17 protein-coding genes are annotated in these 15,989 nt (G+C 44.6%); 6 read left to right on the forward strand and 11 right to left on the reverse strand.

The window, feature by feature from the left end:
- Positions 1 to 50 precede the first annotated feature (50 nt).
- The 5 genes from OIU26_RS19390 to OIU26_RS19410 form a co-directional block, all read right to left on the reverse strand.
- Positions 51 to 1,268, reverse strand: a complete 1,218-nt coding sequence (locus OIU26_RS19390; protein WP_264217724.1) for a stalk domain-containing protein — start codon at positions 1,266 to 1,268, stop codon at positions 51 to 53.
- Between the two features lie 354 nt (positions 1,269 to 1,622).
- On the reverse strand, positions 1,623 to 2,108 hold the full coding sequence (locus OIU26_RS19395; protein ID WP_025674386.1) for a CcdC protein domain-containing protein: 486 nt from the start codon (positions 2,106 to 2,108) through the stop codon (positions 1,623 to 1,625).
- A gap of 39 nt (positions 2,109 to 2,147) precedes the next feature.
- On the reverse strand, positions 2,148 to 2,915 hold the full coding sequence (locus OIU26_RS19400; protein ID WP_264217725.1) for an ABC-2 transporter permease: 768 nt from the start codon (positions 2,913 to 2,915) through the stop codon (positions 2,148 to 2,150).
- Entirely contained in the window at positions 2,912 to 3,625 is a 714-nt protein-coding gene (locus OIU26_RS19405) for an ABC transporter ATP-binding protein (RefSeq protein ID WP_264217726.1), read from the reverse strand. The genes OIU26_RS19400 and OIU26_RS19405 overlap by 4 nt, the downstream gene beginning before the upstream one ends.
- Entirely contained in the window at positions 3,622 to 4,035 is a 414-nt protein-coding gene (locus tag OIU26_RS19410; protein ID WP_013368976.1) for a GntR family transcriptional regulator, read from the reverse strand. Before OIU26_RS19410 ends, OIU26_RS19405 begins: the two co-directional genes overlap by 4 nt.
- Positions 4,036 to 4,253: 218 nt before the next feature.
- On the opposite strand from OIU26_RS19410, the gene OIU26_RS19415 reads away from it, so the two are divergent.
- Together OIU26_RS19415 and OIU26_RS19420 are read left to right on the forward strand one after the other, a co-directional pair.
- On the forward strand, positions 4,254 to 4,829 hold the full coding sequence (locus tag OIU26_RS19415) for a hypothetical protein (protein ID WP_264217727.1): 576 nt from the start codon (positions 4,254 to 4,256) through the stop codon (positions 4,827 to 4,829).
- A gap of 261 nt (positions 4,830 to 5,090) precedes the next feature.
- The gene (locus OIU26_RS19420) at positions 5,091 to 5,636 is read left to right on the forward strand and encodes a GNAT family N-acetyltransferase (RefSeq protein ID WP_025674379.1); all 546 of its coding nucleotides are present in this window, start codon (positions 5,091 to 5,093) and stop codon (positions 5,634 to 5,636) included.
- A 50-nt stretch (positions 5,637 to 5,686) separates the two neighbouring features.
- Here the strand turns inward: OIU26_RS19420 and OIU26_RS19425 are convergent, their stop codons facing one another.
- Positions 5,687 to 6,019: a hypothetical protein gene (locus tag OIU26_RS19425; protein ID WP_025674377.1), complete on the reverse strand. Its 333-nt coding sequence runs from the start codon at positions 6,017 to 6,019 to the stop codon at positions 5,687 to 5,689.
- Positions 6,020 to 6,205: 186 nt separating this feature from the next.
- On the opposite strand from OIU26_RS19425, the gene OIU26_RS19430 reads away from it, so the two are divergent.
- Positions 6,206 to 7,030 (forward strand): alpha/beta fold hydrolase, encoded by an 825-nt coding sequence (locus OIU26_RS19430; protein ID WP_058711935.1) that lies wholly within the window; start codon positions 6,206 to 6,208, stop codon positions 7,028 to 7,030.
- An 82-nt stretch (positions 7,031 to 7,112) separates the two neighbouring features.
- Here OIU26_RS19430 and OIU26_RS19435 read toward each other — a convergent pair whose 3' ends face one another.
- From OIU26_RS19435 to OIU26_RS19445, 3 genes are all read right to left on the reverse strand, one after another.
- Positions 7,113 to 7,328, reverse strand: coding sequence for a cold-shock protein (locus OIU26_RS19435; protein ID WP_013308357.1), 216 nt, complete (start codon positions 7,326 to 7,328; stop codon positions 7,113 to 7,115).
- Positions 7,329 to 7,459: 131 nt separating this feature from the next.
- Complete coding sequence (locus OIU26_RS19440; protein WP_007428290.1) at positions 7,460 to 7,660, reverse strand: cold-shock protein; 201 nt, start codon at positions 7,658 to 7,660, stop codon at positions 7,460 to 7,462.
- A gap of 384 nt (positions 7,661 to 8,044) precedes the next feature.
- On the reverse strand, positions 8,045 to 10,480 hold the full coding sequence (locus OIU26_RS19445) for a LamG-like jellyroll fold domain-containing protein (protein ID WP_264217728.1): 2,436 nt from the start codon (positions 10,478 to 10,480) through the stop codon (positions 8,045 to 8,047).
- 430 nt (positions 10,481 to 10,910) lie between these two features.
- Here OIU26_RS19445 and OIU26_RS19450 point away from each other — a divergent pair, with 430 nt between their 5' ends.
- Together OIU26_RS19450 and OIU26_RS19455 are read left to right on the forward strand one after the other, a co-directional pair.
- Entirely contained in the window at positions 10,911 to 11,252 is a 342-nt protein-coding gene (locus OIU26_RS19450) for a DUF805 domain-containing protein (protein WP_264217729.1), read from the forward strand.
- Positions 11,253 to 11,543: 291 nt separating this feature from the next.
- Positions 11,544 to 11,942 carry a hypothetical protein gene (locus tag OIU26_RS19455; protein ID WP_025674361.1) on the forward strand — a complete coding sequence of 133 codons (399 nt, stop codon included), beginning with the start codon at positions 11,544 to 11,546 and terminating at the stop codon, positions 11,940 to 11,942.
- 76 nt (positions 11,943 to 12,018) lie between these two features.
- On the opposite strand, the gene pyk is transcribed toward OIU26_RS19455, so the two are convergent.
- Positions 12,019 to 13,434 carry a pyruvate kinase gene (pyk, locus tag OIU26_RS19460; RefSeq protein WP_016820210.1) on the reverse strand — a complete coding sequence of 472 codons (1,416 nt, stop codon included), beginning with the start codon at positions 13,432 to 13,434 and terminating at the stop codon, positions 12,019 to 12,021.
- A 178-nt stretch (positions 13,435 to 13,612) separates the two neighbouring features.
- On the opposite strand from pyk, the gene OIU26_RS19465 reads away from it, so the two are divergent.
- On the forward strand, positions 13,613 to 14,401 hold the full coding sequence (locus OIU26_RS19465) for an AraC family transcriptional regulator (RefSeq protein ID WP_264217730.1): 789 nt from the start codon (positions 13,613 to 13,615) through the stop codon (positions 14,399 to 14,401).
- Positions 14,402 to 14,528: 127 nt separating this feature from the next.
- Here OIU26_RS19465 and OIU26_RS19470 read toward each other — a convergent pair whose 3' ends face one another.
- A complete protein-coding gene (locus OIU26_RS19470) occupies positions 14,529 to 15,947 on the reverse strand; it encodes a sucrose-specific PTS transporter subunit IIBC (protein WP_013368965.1) in 1,419 nt (472 codons plus the stop codon).
- Between the last annotated feature and the right edge of the window lie 42 nt (positions 15,948 to 15,989).

The following is a 15,989-nucleotide window of genomic DNA, read 5'->3' on the forward strand; positions in this document are numbered from 1 at the left end:
AACCGGACGGTCTGGAAAGTGCCAATCAGCTCACACTATATGTGCATTTTTTAAAATTTACCGTTCGTATTTTTCCACTCTGTTTTAGCTGGAATCTCCTGAACTACATCCCAATGCTCGGCTATTTTGCCGTTCTCCACACGGAACAGATCATAGACAGCGGCTGAAGTCCCCTTAGGAGATTTCAATTCACTTACAACCAGCACGAAGTTGCCTTCTCCAAGAACCATATGCACCTGATCATATCCAATAGAAGCTCCCTGACCTGATGCCGATAATGCTTGCTTCAGACTGGATACACCATCACCAAAAAGAGGATTATGCTGAATATACTGATCCCCATTATAATAGCTTTCCAATGCTGCACGATTTTTGCCAACCAGCACATCATCTACAAACTTGCGAATCAGCGTTTTGTTTGTCTCGGTTTGGTTGAGATCCGTGACTTGTGTTGTTCCGTCAATCATGGTATGTCCACTTGGATTGGTTGGAGCTAAGTCCTGCATGTTGTCCCAATGCTCAACAATTTTACCATTGCTATCGAAGCGGAAAATATCAAAACCAATACTCGTTTTCCCTGCAATAGACTTTTTATAATGTACTGCTACATCATTGCCGTCCTGAATAACCCGCTGGACTTCAACCAGCACGTTGGCTCCCTTCGATTGGCTAATCCCTTGCAAAAAGGCATTTCTCCCGCTAGCAAAGCTCGGATTATGCTGAATGTACTGATCTTTGCTGATCCAAGCCTCAGCTGCTTTCGTATTACCCGTTTCAAAACTTTTCAGAATCTCTACAACCTTATCCTTATTACTCACCCCGATTTGCAAGGTTTGGCTGGCCGGATCCCAAATCACTTGCTTGCCCCACGCTTCTTTGACGACATCGACCGGCACATAGGTTACCCCTTGCTTGGTCAAGATGGTCGAGGTGGACAGTGGTACCTTAATCCCGTTAATTTGTGCTTCCGGGCTGCCGGATACTAGTACAACCGTCGCTTGATCATAACGAATCGTCGTACTTTGACGCGCCGTATTGAATGTAATATGCTTGGCGTCCAGTGGAATTCCTAAACTGGTGGCCAACTGTCTCAGGGGGATCAACACCTGCTTGTTTCTCACGATAGGCGCAATTTTGTAAGCCTCCTTCTTGCCATCTACCCAAACCTGAATACCTGTAGCAGGTTTTACGTCGGCTGCTAAAGCCGGTACAGCAGAAGACAGAACAAGCAAGCCAGCAAGCGCAGCAGTAACCGTATGTTTTTTCATGAATGTAAGCCCCTCTCAACCTGTAAAATAGAGTATGAAATGAAATTTATGTAACCAATATAGTTGCAGTTAACCGCGGAAGTATAAACATTCCCCCCTATCTAACTTTAAACCCCATTTAAATCATTTGAAACCTTAATAACCCTCCTTTGAATTTTTATACTTATGACTGTTGCCACGCAAACCACAAACCTTAGAATAAAGGATATGGAAAGCAATAACAATGTATGATACTCTCCATAATTTTATTATGAATAACATGCACTAATAAAGTTAGCTCAAAAAAGCGGCTCCTATCACCAAGCGATTAGACGCTTTTTGAATAGAAAGCCGCTGTTAACCTCATTAATATTGTTATACGGACAACGTTCTCCGGAACTTGATAAAGCTCCCAATTCGCCAGATTGAGATATACACCAGCGCCATCGTAATGGCCAGCATGCTAATTTCGGTCGTACCCAGACTACTGAGGTATTGGGTCAGAACAACGCGAATCAAAATAATAGCGATAATAATATATTTAAAATATTGGTTCGGCTTGGGATAGATGAGACCGTCATCCCGTCTTTCATAGGCCGTATGCAGCAAAATAACGTAGCCAAACAGAGCCCCTAATAACCCAGCAACCAACAGTTCCCAAAAGGCGGGGAGCGCGTACGTTTGACCAGGAATATGCATCAATTGATATACCGATATCATCATAGCTGGGAAAGCAATAAACATGGGAAGCAAAATCCGGAATCCATTTCCTTTTACCGGGCCCCTTCGTCTCTTGGTTCTCAACCAGATCATTAGCCCCACCAGAACAGCCATCAACGCATAAATAAAGATTGTCGTCATGGTGAAATTCCTTTCTAATATATAGTCATTTATCCTAAGTTAAATCGACAGCTTTTTCTCCAGCAAATAAGCGTTCAAGCGGATCAATGCATATGCAGCAACCCAACTAATCAACACCGCAACCGGGAAATGCCAGGTAAAAGGAAACCAATGTCCGTTTTGGACACGATCAAACTGCTCATAAATCCGCTGATCGCCTGACCAATAAAAGATACTCCCTCCACCCATCAAAAGAATCCACAGAATCGGGCTAAGTGGCCGCAAAGTGCTGTATTTGGTACTAGCCGTCAGCAGACCCACCGCAATAACCAACGGAGTAAAACCAATAATCATCACAAACCAGTTCAAGCCGGCTATCATAAAAGACGCTGCATCCGCAAATGTATAAGCCTGTATGGTCGATGAGATAAACAGCGCGTATAGAGAACCTACCACAAACAAGAGCAATATCACGACAATGGTTTGTAAAATAGCAGCAATCCATTTGGCGCTAATCAACCACATACGCGGATAAGGAAGGGTCAGCCACCAGCCGTAGGTATCATTTTCCCATTCTCTTCTGAGTGTTCCCACACCCATAAAAACGATCATGTACGGCAGGCCCAGGGTGACATACCACAGCCTTGTCAATTCGAGTTGGTTGTGAAGAGCGAAGTACAAGGAAATCGCGAACGCCGCAATTAGAAATAGTGAGAAATATACAAGTCTCCACGATCTGGGCAGTCGATTACGGCTTTGCTTTCTCCAACTTCCTTTATTCCGAAATTCATGGCGTATTAAATCTTTGAACAGCTCGGATGAATTCACACCTTCCACTCCCTTTTGTACAAATTGCGGAACACCTGATTCAGCGAGCCATGCTCTGCACGCAGATCATCCGATTCACCAGACCATATCACTCGCCCGCGGTCCATCATGACCGTGTAATCAAACAAGCCTTCCACTTCCTGAATATCATGTGTGCTAATGAGTATGGATTGTTGCCGATCCTCCAAATAATCAATAATCCCAGCTACGATCGTTTCTCTAGAGAGAACATCTATGCCTACAAAAGGTTCATCCAGGATCATAAGCGGTACTTCTCGTGCCAGGCACAGAATCAGCAGCACACGTGCCTCCTGTCCGCGACTCAACCCGGCCATCTTTAGCTCCAATTCCACATCCATATGGTCAGCAAGTTTATAGGCATCCTTTATATTGAAGCCAGGCAAAAAGGACTTCCCCCATTCCAGCGTCTGCTGAACTGTATGATTGGGATACCAGCGTGCCCGGTCAGGAAGATAGGATATATTCCGGTTGGTTTCCCAGCCTGGCTGTTGGCCCAGCACCTGAAGCTCGCCCCCGTCCGGCTGAATCAACCCCGTGATGGCTCGAAAGAAGCTGGACTTCCCGCAGCCATTGGGCCCAAGCACACCTACAATACGTCCTGTCGGAATGACGACATTCAGTTGGTCTAATGCTTTTTTATTTCCATATTGCTTTATCAGCTTCTTTGCGGTTACCACAGACTCTGTCATGCCTTTTCGCCTCCTTCCTCGTGATCTCCGTCCTGTCGGTTTCTTATATATTGCTGTACATCTTCCCAGGATAATCCCAGGCTGCTCATCTGTCCGAGAAACTGATCTATATACGTCATAGCCAGTTGTTCCCGAAAGCTGGCAATCCGCTCACTGGACGAAGTTACATACGTACCCAGGCCGCGCCGCTTCTCAGTCAATCCGTCCCGCTCCAACTCCTGATACGCCCGCATCACGGTATTCGGATTCATACGCAATTCCTGCGCCAGATCACGAACAGATGGCATTTTGCTTCCCATTTCGATCTCCCCTTTAGCAATGGAGCTTCGTACTTGATTTAATATTTGTTCATATAATGGCTGGCTAAAGTCAATTAAAAATCGGAACGAGCCAACCCGTTGTTCTTCCATGGGTGTTTTCCCCCTAATTCAGCTGTATCTATCGTGCCTATAGTGTATTATATCACTTAATACACTTAATACAAGTGCAATTCGTTAAAATGTTAGTTAGTCCTGCCATCCAAATTTCATTCAGTAAATGCTCAGCTTGCGCTCAGATAGCATTCAAGTTAATCCCTTATGATGTATCACGTACCAAACAAACCATAACCGAAAGGTGGAAAATGAAGATGAAGAGCACCAAGAAAGCAATTTTGGCCGGAACGTTGGCGTTGGCATTTTTAGGAGGCGGAGCGCTGTACTCCACAAGCGCAGCCCATGCTGCTTCAACTACACCTGATAAGGCTTCCACTGCAAACAAAGCACAGGCACCTAAGGGAAACCCCGGCGATGCTAACGGTCCACAAATCGCAGGAGGAAACTATGCTGAGAACAAGGCTCTCCTGAAACTATTAAAATTGTCCTCCAGTCAGTTGAATACACAGCTGAAAGCCGGTAAATCCCTTGCTACGATCGCCACAGCACAAGGCGTGAGCGTAAACTCCGTGATTGATGTGATGGTTTCGGATATGAAGTCAAAACTCGCTACGGAAAAACAAAACGGCAAGATTACCACAAGCGAATATAATCAACGTGTTTCCAACCTGAAGCAAATGATTACCGATATGGTGAATGGCGTTAAGCCCTCTAAGCCACCAGTAGACGGGGCTAAAGGAGAAACAGGTAAAGCTCCTGCTAAAACAGATGCGGCGGCCAAGGCTCCCGCCAAAACAAATACAGCTAAAGCCTCTGCTAAGCAAAAATAGCTACAGCTTCTGTTTTCCAAAAGCTGTAGCTCGATAAGTCATATTCGTAAAAACCATTTGTTAATCTGATACAGCCACTCCATAATAATAAAATCTCCATCCGGCTTCCCTGTACGGATCGAGAATGAATAAGCCTGTCCTCTACTGCGATACAACAGAAGAGGACAGGCTTATTTTTCATGCATTACATACAATATGTGGTAAACTAACATAAACCAGAGATCACATTTTTTATCCTGATTCAGGTAAAGGGAGTATGTAATGAAAATAAATAAACAGGAATTTAATGTACAAGGAGTAAGCTATACCATCAGATCAGCTATGATTCAGGATGCGATGAACTTGTCGGAAATCCGCGTACTAATTGATGGAGAGACTGAAAATTTAGACAGAGAGAAGGGAGAAGCATTCATAAGTACATCCGGTTTTGAACAGCTTATTAAAGCTGATACAGAGCATGCCAAAAATCTATTTTTAGTTGCGGTCGTTCATGATAAAGTCGTTGGATTTTCAAGATGTGAAGGTCATCTTCTGCGTCGATTCGCTCATAAAGTTGAATTCGGTGTGTGTGTACTAAAGGATTTCTGGGGTTATGGAATCGGTACGAATCTTTTGAAAAAATCTATTTCCTGGGCAGACTCCAACGGTATCCAGAAAATGACTCTACAAGTTTTGGAAACCAATAATAAAGCTATTGAGCTTTATAAAAAGCATGGATTTGAAATCGAAGGGTTATTAAAAAACGACAAAATTCTCTCAGATGGTCAATACTACAACACCATAATCATGGGAAGATTTCATAACTAAAAAAGATCCTGTTCCACAGGATCTTTCATCATTTCGGCGCGATATTGACCCTAGTAGCGATAATCATCGTAGGGATTGCGATTACGATAGTGATCTCGCGGCTGTTGGGCTGCGGTAATCATCAAAAATATGCCTGAGAGCAAGTGCATTAACCAGCCCACAAATGGAATCCACCCAACAACTGAGGTCACGATCCCTAAAATAGATCCATAATAAGCCTCTTTATTAGTCACCGATAGCACCAACGTAACAATGTGGAAAATCAACATAAAGAACAATACAGTATACGCAGAATTTATGACGAGCAGCCCGCCCAAAACAGGAATAGCAAAAAATAGCTCCAATCCGCCTGTGATCCATTTTAATGTTTTTGATGGTGTCATTGTTTCACTCTCCCAATGCTGTTTCATTCCATAAGTATATCCTATCCCCATGCAGGATAACATACATATATTACTAATTTCATACCTGCATAGCGACGATCTCACCCCTTTTTCGAATGAGCTAAGCCCTGGCTACATATATGTGAGAGAGAACGAAATTTCGTGATTTTTAAAGGGGGGAGCATCATGGGATATTATATTGAAGTGGAACGTGGCGTTAAGCTGTATGTAGAAGATATAGGAGAAGGCATCCCTGTTCTGATGGTGCACGGCTGGCCGCTGGACCATCGAATGTACGAATACCAGGTTGCCCTGTTGCCTGCTTACGGATACCGCTGTATTCAAGTAGATCTTAGGGGGTTCGGGAAGTCTGATCGACCATGGCATGGCTACCATTATGATCGACTGGCAGACGATCTCCTGGCTGTTATACAGGCCCTTCAATTAAGCCATATACGACTGATCGGCTTTTCCATGGGGGGAGCTATTGTTACGCGCTACATGAGTAGGCACCGGGGATGGGGTGTTGACCAGCTGATTTTGATCGGAGCTGCCACGCCTCGATTCACCCCAACCAGCGACTTTCCTTACGGTACTCCTGTCGCTGAGGTAGATAAACTCATCAAACAAGCCTATACAGATCGCCCACAACTGGTAACATCATTTGGCGAAATGTTATTCGCCAATCCCGTCAGCCAGAGTTTACGTGACTGGTTACGTGATCAGGGCTTCGCAGCGTCGGTTCATAGCATGGCTTGTACTTTGTATTCACTGCGTGACTCTGATTTACGGCCCGATTTGCCATGTATACACGTGCCTACGTGGATTCTGCACGGCAAGCTGGATCGAGTCTGCCCCTTCCCCCTAGCGATCCAAACTCAAAAAGGAATTGCCGGTTCCAGGCTTATTCCTTTCGAACGAAGTGGTCACGGTGTATTTTATGAAGCACTACCTGAATTTAATTCCACCTTACTGAGCATACTATCCCCATCCTCTTTACACCCTAATTGAAAGCCTGTTCTCAGAAAAACAAAAAAGACGCCTCAGCGCCGTTATGGCTATGGGGCATCTTTCACTACAAACATGTATCCGCTTAGGATTGTTTGGTATGATTAAAGCTCGTATTGTTTAAAACAGCCAGCTTTTTCTCGCCCTTCACCATGGCAGAACCGCAAATGGGGCATGTCGGCTCGACAGAAAAAGCGAAGTTATCCCGCATCCAGCCGTTGCATGTATCACTGGCGCAATTCCAAACTGTTGTTATTTCCTCAGGAATCTCATCCATTGGCTTTTTCCGTGAATTGTACATAAACATCCCTCTTTCTTCATGATTTATAAAGCGATAAGATGTAATCAGTTCAAAAACGGTCTTGTGAACAGATAAAAACAAATGCCCCAAACGCTATGTTCGGGGCATCTGAAGTAGGCTGTAATTTAAAATTACAGTTTTACAACGTTCTCAGCTTGTGGTCCACGGTTTCCTTCAACTACGTTGAATTCTACGCGTTGGCCTTCGTCCAAAGATTTGAAACCTTCGCCTTGGATTGCGGAGAAGTGTACGAATACATCGCTTCCACCTTCAACTTCGATGAAACCGAAACCTTTTTCTGCGTTAAACCATTTAACTGTACCTGTTTGCATGGAATTACCTCCAAAATATATTTATATGACCTTTATTTTTTACAAATAAAAATTCACATATTGCACAAGGTTATTTCAACCTAAAACAATAACCCTCTACAATATGTGAATCTCAGGTCACAATTTCAATATACTCATATTACCATAAGTGTATTGAAAACGCAAGCACTGGAGAATTTAATTTATGCAGAGTGCTCATGTCATCTATTGCTGCTTCAACCTGTCTTCATCAGACAAGAGTGAATCATCAACGCCTACTTAAAACATTATATCCGCAATTACCTCCTATTATACCAGTAATCAAGAAATAAATATACACAACGTTGCGCAGGAGATGAACTTCTTGAGAAAAAGTTCATCTCCTGCTTTATTTGCTCATTTTAGTTACAAATCCGCCAGTGCTTTAATTTCCTCTGCTGTCAGCGCTTTGTTATATAACTGTACCTCATCCAGGCTACCGTTAAAGTAAGCATCGGCAACAAAGCGGCTTTTACCGAGATACGCCTCGTTCGTCAGCAACTCATTGGGGTTAAAGGTAATACCGTCATTTACAGCTACTTCTTCACCATTTACATACAGCTTCCCTGTATTCCCCTCCAGTGTAACCGCCACATGGGTCCACTGGTTTAGAGGTAATGATGATTTGGAAAGCAAGCTCTGATCCGTACCTTCATGGATTGTAAACTGGAGTACACCGCTTCCTTGGGAAGGGGTGAGGAACATATGGCGAGCCTGGCCGTTGCCGAAGTCAAAAATCCGTTGCCAAGCTGCTCCACCCTTCCAGTTCACCCAAGCGGAAAAGGTAAAGTCCTTCGCATCCGTTACCGTATTGGGCAGCTGCACGTAACCATCCTTGCCGTTCAGGGCAAGACCACCGCCAAGCTTCCCGTCTTTGTCCCATGTGGCACCGCCATAGGTCTTACCGTCGAGTTGGTTGTATGTGCTGTCAACAACCGAGGTGCCTTGATCCTCACTCCACGAGTAACGTGCGAGCTGAGGACCCTGAGCCTGCTCAGGAACAATAGCTGTAAAGCTTTTCTTCGCAGTCGCTTTGTCCTTTTTAATAGTCGCTGTCAATGTAACTGCTGCAGGCTGGGAACCGGCTTCTGGACGGTACACTTCACCAGTGACAGAAATAATCTCGGGACGGGAAGATTCCCAAGAAATAGTGGTATCTTGTGCAGCTTGAGTAGGTAACGTGAGATCATAAAAAACGTTGCTCGTATCGCCTAGGCTCAAATCCTTCTGCACCGCAGCTACAATCTTGCTGGCCTTCAGGTCAGGCTTTAGCGAACCCCATACCGCAACACCCTTGGAGGACAATGCGGTAAAAGCAAGCGTCTTGGCTCCCGTGTCTGGATCACGGTGCCGCAGGAATACCCCTTTGTATTTCGCACCATCTGCTGTAATTTCCAGCTGATTGTCTGCCCCCAGCTTCCATGTACCGTTCACTCCGCCAGACAGTTTGCCACCGCGATCCAGACTGACGGTAACGGCTTGCTTAATATTGGCCGAAATTTCCTTCCCGTGATTTACATACGAGTATTGACCGATGACATCCTTCTCTGACAGCTTTTTCAATGAATCCTCTTCTCCTGTATAGCGATAAGGAGCAACTACAGGCCAACCGTCGGCGTTCATGAACATTTCATGTACACGCACTTCAAACTGCTCGCCTCTCCCCGGAAAACGGGAGTGAAAAATGACAAAATGCTTTTTCGTCTTGGGATCATAATAAGCCGAGTTGTGTCCAGGCGACACATAGCCCGTACCCAGCCCTGTTCCCGGATCGCCAATTTCTCTTGGAATCAAGTAATTACCTATTAACTTGACACCATATGGCTCAATGGAAGCGTCATCAAAAAGAGGTTTATCAGGATTCGCTTTAACCTTGATCATGTCGTTGCCCTCAGCATCGTAGAAAGGGCCATCTGGTGTTTTGGACCGAGCCACACGCAGGTTGTATCCGCCATCCGCTGACAATCCACCATAGGACAGGAACAAGTAGTAATAGTCCGTTTGCGGACTGTATTGTATGTACGGCCCCTCCATACGAGCATGGTTACCGCCCGTCAGCTTTTTCCCGTAGCCTTGGCCTGGCAGAGGCTTCCCTGTTTTTTCATCCATCTGCAAAATGAAAATGCCTCCGGAGTAGGAGCCATATACCATCCACAGCTTGCCGTTCTTATCATAGAAAGTGTCAGGGTCTACGGCATTGGGATGCTTGGTTGCGTCATAGATCGTCCCATCTTCACTCGGTTGACCCCACATGCCGGATTTCAGAAAAATCCCTTTATTCTTATAAGGTCCTTCAATTTTATCAGCAACTGCTAGGCCCATAGCTGAACGCGGGGAGTCACCTTTGCAAGCGTTATAGTACATATAGAACTTGCCATCCGCCAGTTGAATGACATCAGCTGCCCACAGCGTGTCTGTCTGCGCCCAATCCAGCGCTTCCTTTAATTCCTCTTTGACGTTGGGAATCAATGCATTACCATTTGCCACACCTGTCGCAATTGTATCCCAATTCATAAGGTCCTTGGACTTGGCAGCCGCCAGATGTGAGCCAAAAATGTAAAATGTGTCTTTCACTTTCAGGATGGATGGATCATGTACGGAAGTCTCCTTGAAGGAGACGGCCTTTTTACTTTGGCTTAAAACATTTTCCAGACCTTGAGCTTGAAGGGAAGTTTGCTCCACACTTTGAATCCCAGCTGTATCTGAATTGAGTGTTGACTCGGCGCCCACCAGAGAAGCAGGCAACAACAGCGCACCTGCCAGAGAAGCAGCCGTTACTTTACGAACAAATAATTGCTTCATAAATCAATCTCCTCTCGTTTTGAACATTCCTGATAACATAAAACAATAATGAATAAGACGGTCAGGATTATGTTTGTATTAACTTCCTCACTCTCGAATTAAATGTTGATCATCTCCTCTTTTGTATTAAAGCGCTTTCAAATAATTCGAAAAATAAAACCTCCTTCTATTAAGAAGGACGATTCAAACCAGATGGTTAATCGTATCTCTATATTATTCAATGGATATGAAAAATTCAATATGTAATTTTATATTTTTATAAATTATTCGTTTAATTATTAACATTAATAAATGTGTTGCTTTAATTCCTAGTTTAAAGTTATAATTTGACAAGTAAAATTCTATATGTTACCTGCCGATATATTTAAAAATAACTGTTTTATGATGATTGTAATACAAATATTTACATTTTATGAGGAGGTGAAAATTTATGCAATGGTATTTAAAAGTGCTGCAAAACTATGTAGGATTTCAAGGTAGAGCAAGACGTACAGAATACTGGATGTTTACTTTGTTCAATGCGATAGCTGGCCTGGTATTATACTTGTTGGATTTCCTCTTGGGACTTCCTTTCGTATTGTCATTTATCTATGGCTTGGCTGTTTTGTTACCGTCTCTGGCAGTTCTTTTCCGCAGACTACACGACACGGGCAAAACCGGGTGGTGGATTCTGATCGCTTTGGTTCCTTTTGGGAGCATTGTGCTGCTTGTATTCACATGTCTAGACAGTCAGCCTGGCGACAATAAGTATGGGAAAAACCCTAAATTGTAATTTGATGTAGTTGTCTAAAACCTCTTTCACTTTTGTGAAGGAGGTTTTTTTCATATCCTCTTTTTGTCATCTGCGAATTTTTTTAGCGCTACCTGTTTACAATCTTCTCTTTTAGTTTATTTTAAACGAGTATTAAGCTGGCGCTAAGATTGGGCGTGTATGATGTATTTAAGAATCTGGTAACTACATAGGCCGGATGGGCTAAAGGCATAAACATCACTCCCGTTGGATATCCATATACCGTTCCACCCCGTCAGAAATTTAATGAAACACAAAAGGAGATTTACACTTATGAATCGAAAACGAATGTTGGTCATCTGCACACTGTTGCTGGCGTTATCTATTGGGCAGTCATCCACTTGGGGAAGTCGGGCTAATGCTGCTGCACTGGCTCCAGAGAGAGCCCTTCATGTACAAGACAATGAAGCTTCCAAGGATGATGACTTGTTGAAAACACTGGGTATATCCTCCGATGAGCAATTATATGATGCATTATATAACGGTCAAACCTTGGCTGATATTGCACAAACCAATAATCAGGATGCTCAGGCTATCGTTGATTTACAGGTAGCTCAGTTGACGGAGCAGTTGGATCAACGACTGGCCAATAAGAGCATTACCCTTGAGCAATACCAAGCCCATAAGGCAGAACTGACACAAGTCGTTGCCAAAAGTGTGTTCGGCCTTTAAGCCTAGGACACGACCGAACATCAAAAAGGCGCTGAACCCATAGAGGATCAGCGCCTTTTTTTGTATTTGATGTAACTTACGCTTGATATACCCGAATCAGATTGGTAGTGCCCGCCTCAGCGACAGGAACACCTGCTGACAGGACTACAGTATCTCCTTTATGGATATAACCTGCATTCAGCGCGTTACGGATGGAAGATTCGAACATTTCATCCGTTGTGGCTACCTTATCCCCTTTAATCGGGAATACACCGGACAACAGGCAAATTTTAGCGAATACCGTGTTATTCGGAGTAACCGCAATGATCGGTGCCTTCGGACGATATTTGGACACCATACGAGCCGTGAATCCACTGGCAGTCGAGGTAATAATCGCTTTGGCATCCAGCTCCAGAGATGAACTCACCGCACCCTGACTAATGACTTCAGTAATGTTGGTGCTTTGGCGTGCTCTGCGCTTATCGAACTGCTCCTGGTAATCCAATTGGGATTCTGCACTGGCAGCTACCGCAGCCATGGTCCGTACGGATTCAACAGGATATTTACCTGCAGCAGATTCGCCCGACAGCATCACTACGTCAGCTCCCTGCATAACGGCATTGAACACGTCACTAACTTCAGCTCTCGTCGGACGCGGGTTCACCTGCATGGACTCCAACATGTGAGTAGCGACAATAACGGGCTTACCGACCAGATTACACTTGTCGATCATTTCTTTTTGCATCACAGGCACGTCTTGAATCGGCACTTCCACGCCCAGGTCGCCACGAGCTACCATAATACCGTCCGAAGCTTCGATGATATCATCCAGGTTTTCCATGCCTTCGGCATTTTCAATTTTGGAATAAATCTGTACGTGCTCGGCATGATGTCCCTTCAAAATCTCACGGATTTCACGGATGTCGTCGCCTTTACGCACAAAAGAAGCCGCAATAAGCTCGATACGCTGCTCCACCCCAAATTGAATGTGCTTCACGTCGCGCTCTGTTACGCCTGGAAGAGTTGTATGAATCCCTGGCAGATTCACACCTTTTCTCGGCTTCAAAATACCGCCGCTTACGATATTACAAATCATCTCGGTTCCTTCGATGGAGGTTACAGTCAGATCAACCAAACCGTCGTCGATGAGAATGCGGTCACCTGCTTTGATATCCTTCGGCATATCTGGGTAATTCACCGAAATACGATGCTCGTCCCCCAAAATCTCTTCCGTGGTCAGAATGAGCTGGCTGCCTGGCTTCAGTAGAACAGATGCCTCTTTCAGCTTGCCAATCCGTATTTCCGGTCCTTTAATATCCATCATGACAGGGATACAGGTATTCATTTCCTTCGCTGCCTGTCTTACATTTTCAATACGTTTAACATGATCCTCCAGCTCCCCATGAGCCATGTTTAAGCGAGCTACCGTCATACCAGCCTGGATCATTTCTTTTAACAAATCAATGGAGTCGCAGGCAGGTCCCATAGTACAAATAATTTTCGTTTTAAGCATAGTAATGTCATCCTCCTGAATGTCTTTACTGTATGGTTTCTATTCCACTTTGCTTCTCTATCTACATTAAACTTATATGCTTCTATTCTACCTGTACCCGTGCACCAAGACTATGAACTATAGTATGATGAATGTACTACAGTATAGTGAATGTTGAAGACATCGGGGAGTGAGTTTCATGATTACATTGGTGGATATACGGCAGGACAACGGTGTGGACTGGTATGAAAAGACTGGCGCAAATAGCGACCACGATGACTTACTGTTCATTTTGGTCACCTTTGGCAAATGTGTATATTGGGTGAACGATTGCAAGTTCATTCTTGGCAAGGGTGAAGCACTGCTTTTACCCGCCCATCTGAACTACTATGGTAAGAGTATTCCTACGCTTTTCCATACCAAGTATGTGATACATTGCCGCAAAACATGTACGAACAGCGCACTTCCCATACTGAATACAGACCAGCCGTTATTGATCAAACCAGGATGCTACGATATGCTGCATGAACGGATCAAATCGATGTATTATCAATGGACAGAACACCCAAGCTACTATACTCTGATGGCTGACTGTCTGCTGACCGAGGCCATGATTTATATGAACCAGGAATGGGACAAAGGCGCCATTTCTTGCGATAAAGAGCGGCATGTGGAACATATGAAACAGTATATACAGAATCACTACAGGGAAAAGGTAACCAAAGAAGAGCTTGGCGACGCCATCCACAAAACCCCAAACTATGCGGCGACACTGCTGCGTGAGGTCACACGCCAAACGATTAGCGAGCATGTACATACGCAACGTATTAAAACCGCCATCTACATGTTGACGGAGTCGCGGCTAACGATTCGTGAAATTTCGGAGTATGTGGGCTATAGCGATGTTTCCTATTTTCATCGGATCTTCAAACGCTTAACAGGCTGTTCCCCGTCCGAATTTCTGGATGAACGTTCCTCCATCGTCTAATCTATAGCCTGAAGCGGAATTTCATAGATTAAAAAAATGGTCGCCCTACATGGAATTCATGTAAAAGCGACCATTATCATATACTTACGCGCATGAATCTGCGTGTATTTGGGCTGACTGGATGATATTATTTGGAGGAGCCCGCTGTTTTCACTTTATCCAGCATTTTATCACTAAAGCCAAACATCCAAGTCAGGACAAAAGATACAGCCATAGCAGCCAAGTTCGCCAAAATGTAAAGCGGAAGCTGATGGTTCATGTAGAGCAACGTACCCGGAATAACTGTAACCGCCATCCCTGTAGCCGCCAAATGGAAGACTGAAGCAATAAAACCACCAACCGCTCCGCCGATGAGACCCATGACAAAAGGCTTCATATATCTCAGATTGACTCCGAAGATAGCCGGCTCTGTAATCCCCAGGAAAGCAGAGAACGAAGAAGGAAGCGCCAACGCTTTCAGCTTGCTGTCCTTCGTTTTCAGACCAACCGCCAGGCAGGCAGCTCCCTGTGCAGCCATTGCGCAGGTAATAATAGCATTGAAGGCATTTACGCCGTTCTTTTCAAGCAGTTGGATCTCCAGAAAATTAAATATATGATGCACACCTGTAACGACGATAATCTGATGCAAAAAGCCGATGACGATCCCTGCAATACCGAAAGGCAAATCAAGTACAAATATTGTTCCGTGCAGCACCCATTCTTCAAGTGAATGGAATACTGGACCGATAGCAAACAGTCCCAAAGTGATCATAATCAACAGTGTTAAAAACGGTGTCAAAATCAGATCCAGCGCTTCAGGCACCCGTTTACGCAGCGCCCGCTCCAGTTTGGCTCCGATCAAACCCACGAAGAAGGCTGGCAATACTGAGCCCTGATAGCCCACCACTGGAATGAATCCGAACATCGTCAACGGATGAGCTGAGCCGTCCGCAACACTATACGCGTTAGGCAAAGCCGGGTTTACCAGCATCAGACCGAGAACGATACCCAGCACCGGACTACCGCCGAATACTCTAAAGGCTGACCATGCGACTAACGCAGGCAGAAAGGCAAAAGCCGTATCCGTTAATACCTGTGTATATAATAAAAAGTTAGGTGAAATATCCTGCGGCGTCATACCGAGCAGAGCGAGAATTTGCGGCTGAGTGAGCAAACCGCGCAGTCCCATAAACAACCCCGTAGCGACCAGCACTGGAATAATCGGTACAAACACATCGCCAAAGGTGCGAATGGACCGCTGGAAGACGTTGCCCTCCTTTTTCGCCTGACTCTTCACCTCTTCTTTAGATGAACCCGTCACGCCAAGCTTTTCAACCTCTTCAAAAATCCGATTTACCGTTCCTGTACCAAAAATAATCTGATATTGACCTGAATTGAAGAAAGCACCCTTAACCTTGTCGATCTCTTCAACTTTTTTCTGATCAATCTTCTCCTTATCATGCACCATAATCCGTAAGCGCGTTGCACAGTGAGCAAACGAAGCGATATTCTCCTTTCCACCGATCGCCTCGATCACTTCTTTAGCTATCTCTCTGTTTTCCGCCATGATGTTCATCCCCTCGTTCATTCCGTTATGTTTGATGATTAA

This window comes from Paenibacillus sp. BT-177, from assembly GCF_025846815.2.
Lineage (GTDB): Bacteria > Bacillota > Bacilli > Paenibacillales > Paenibacillaceae > Paenibacillus > Paenibacillus polymyxa_C.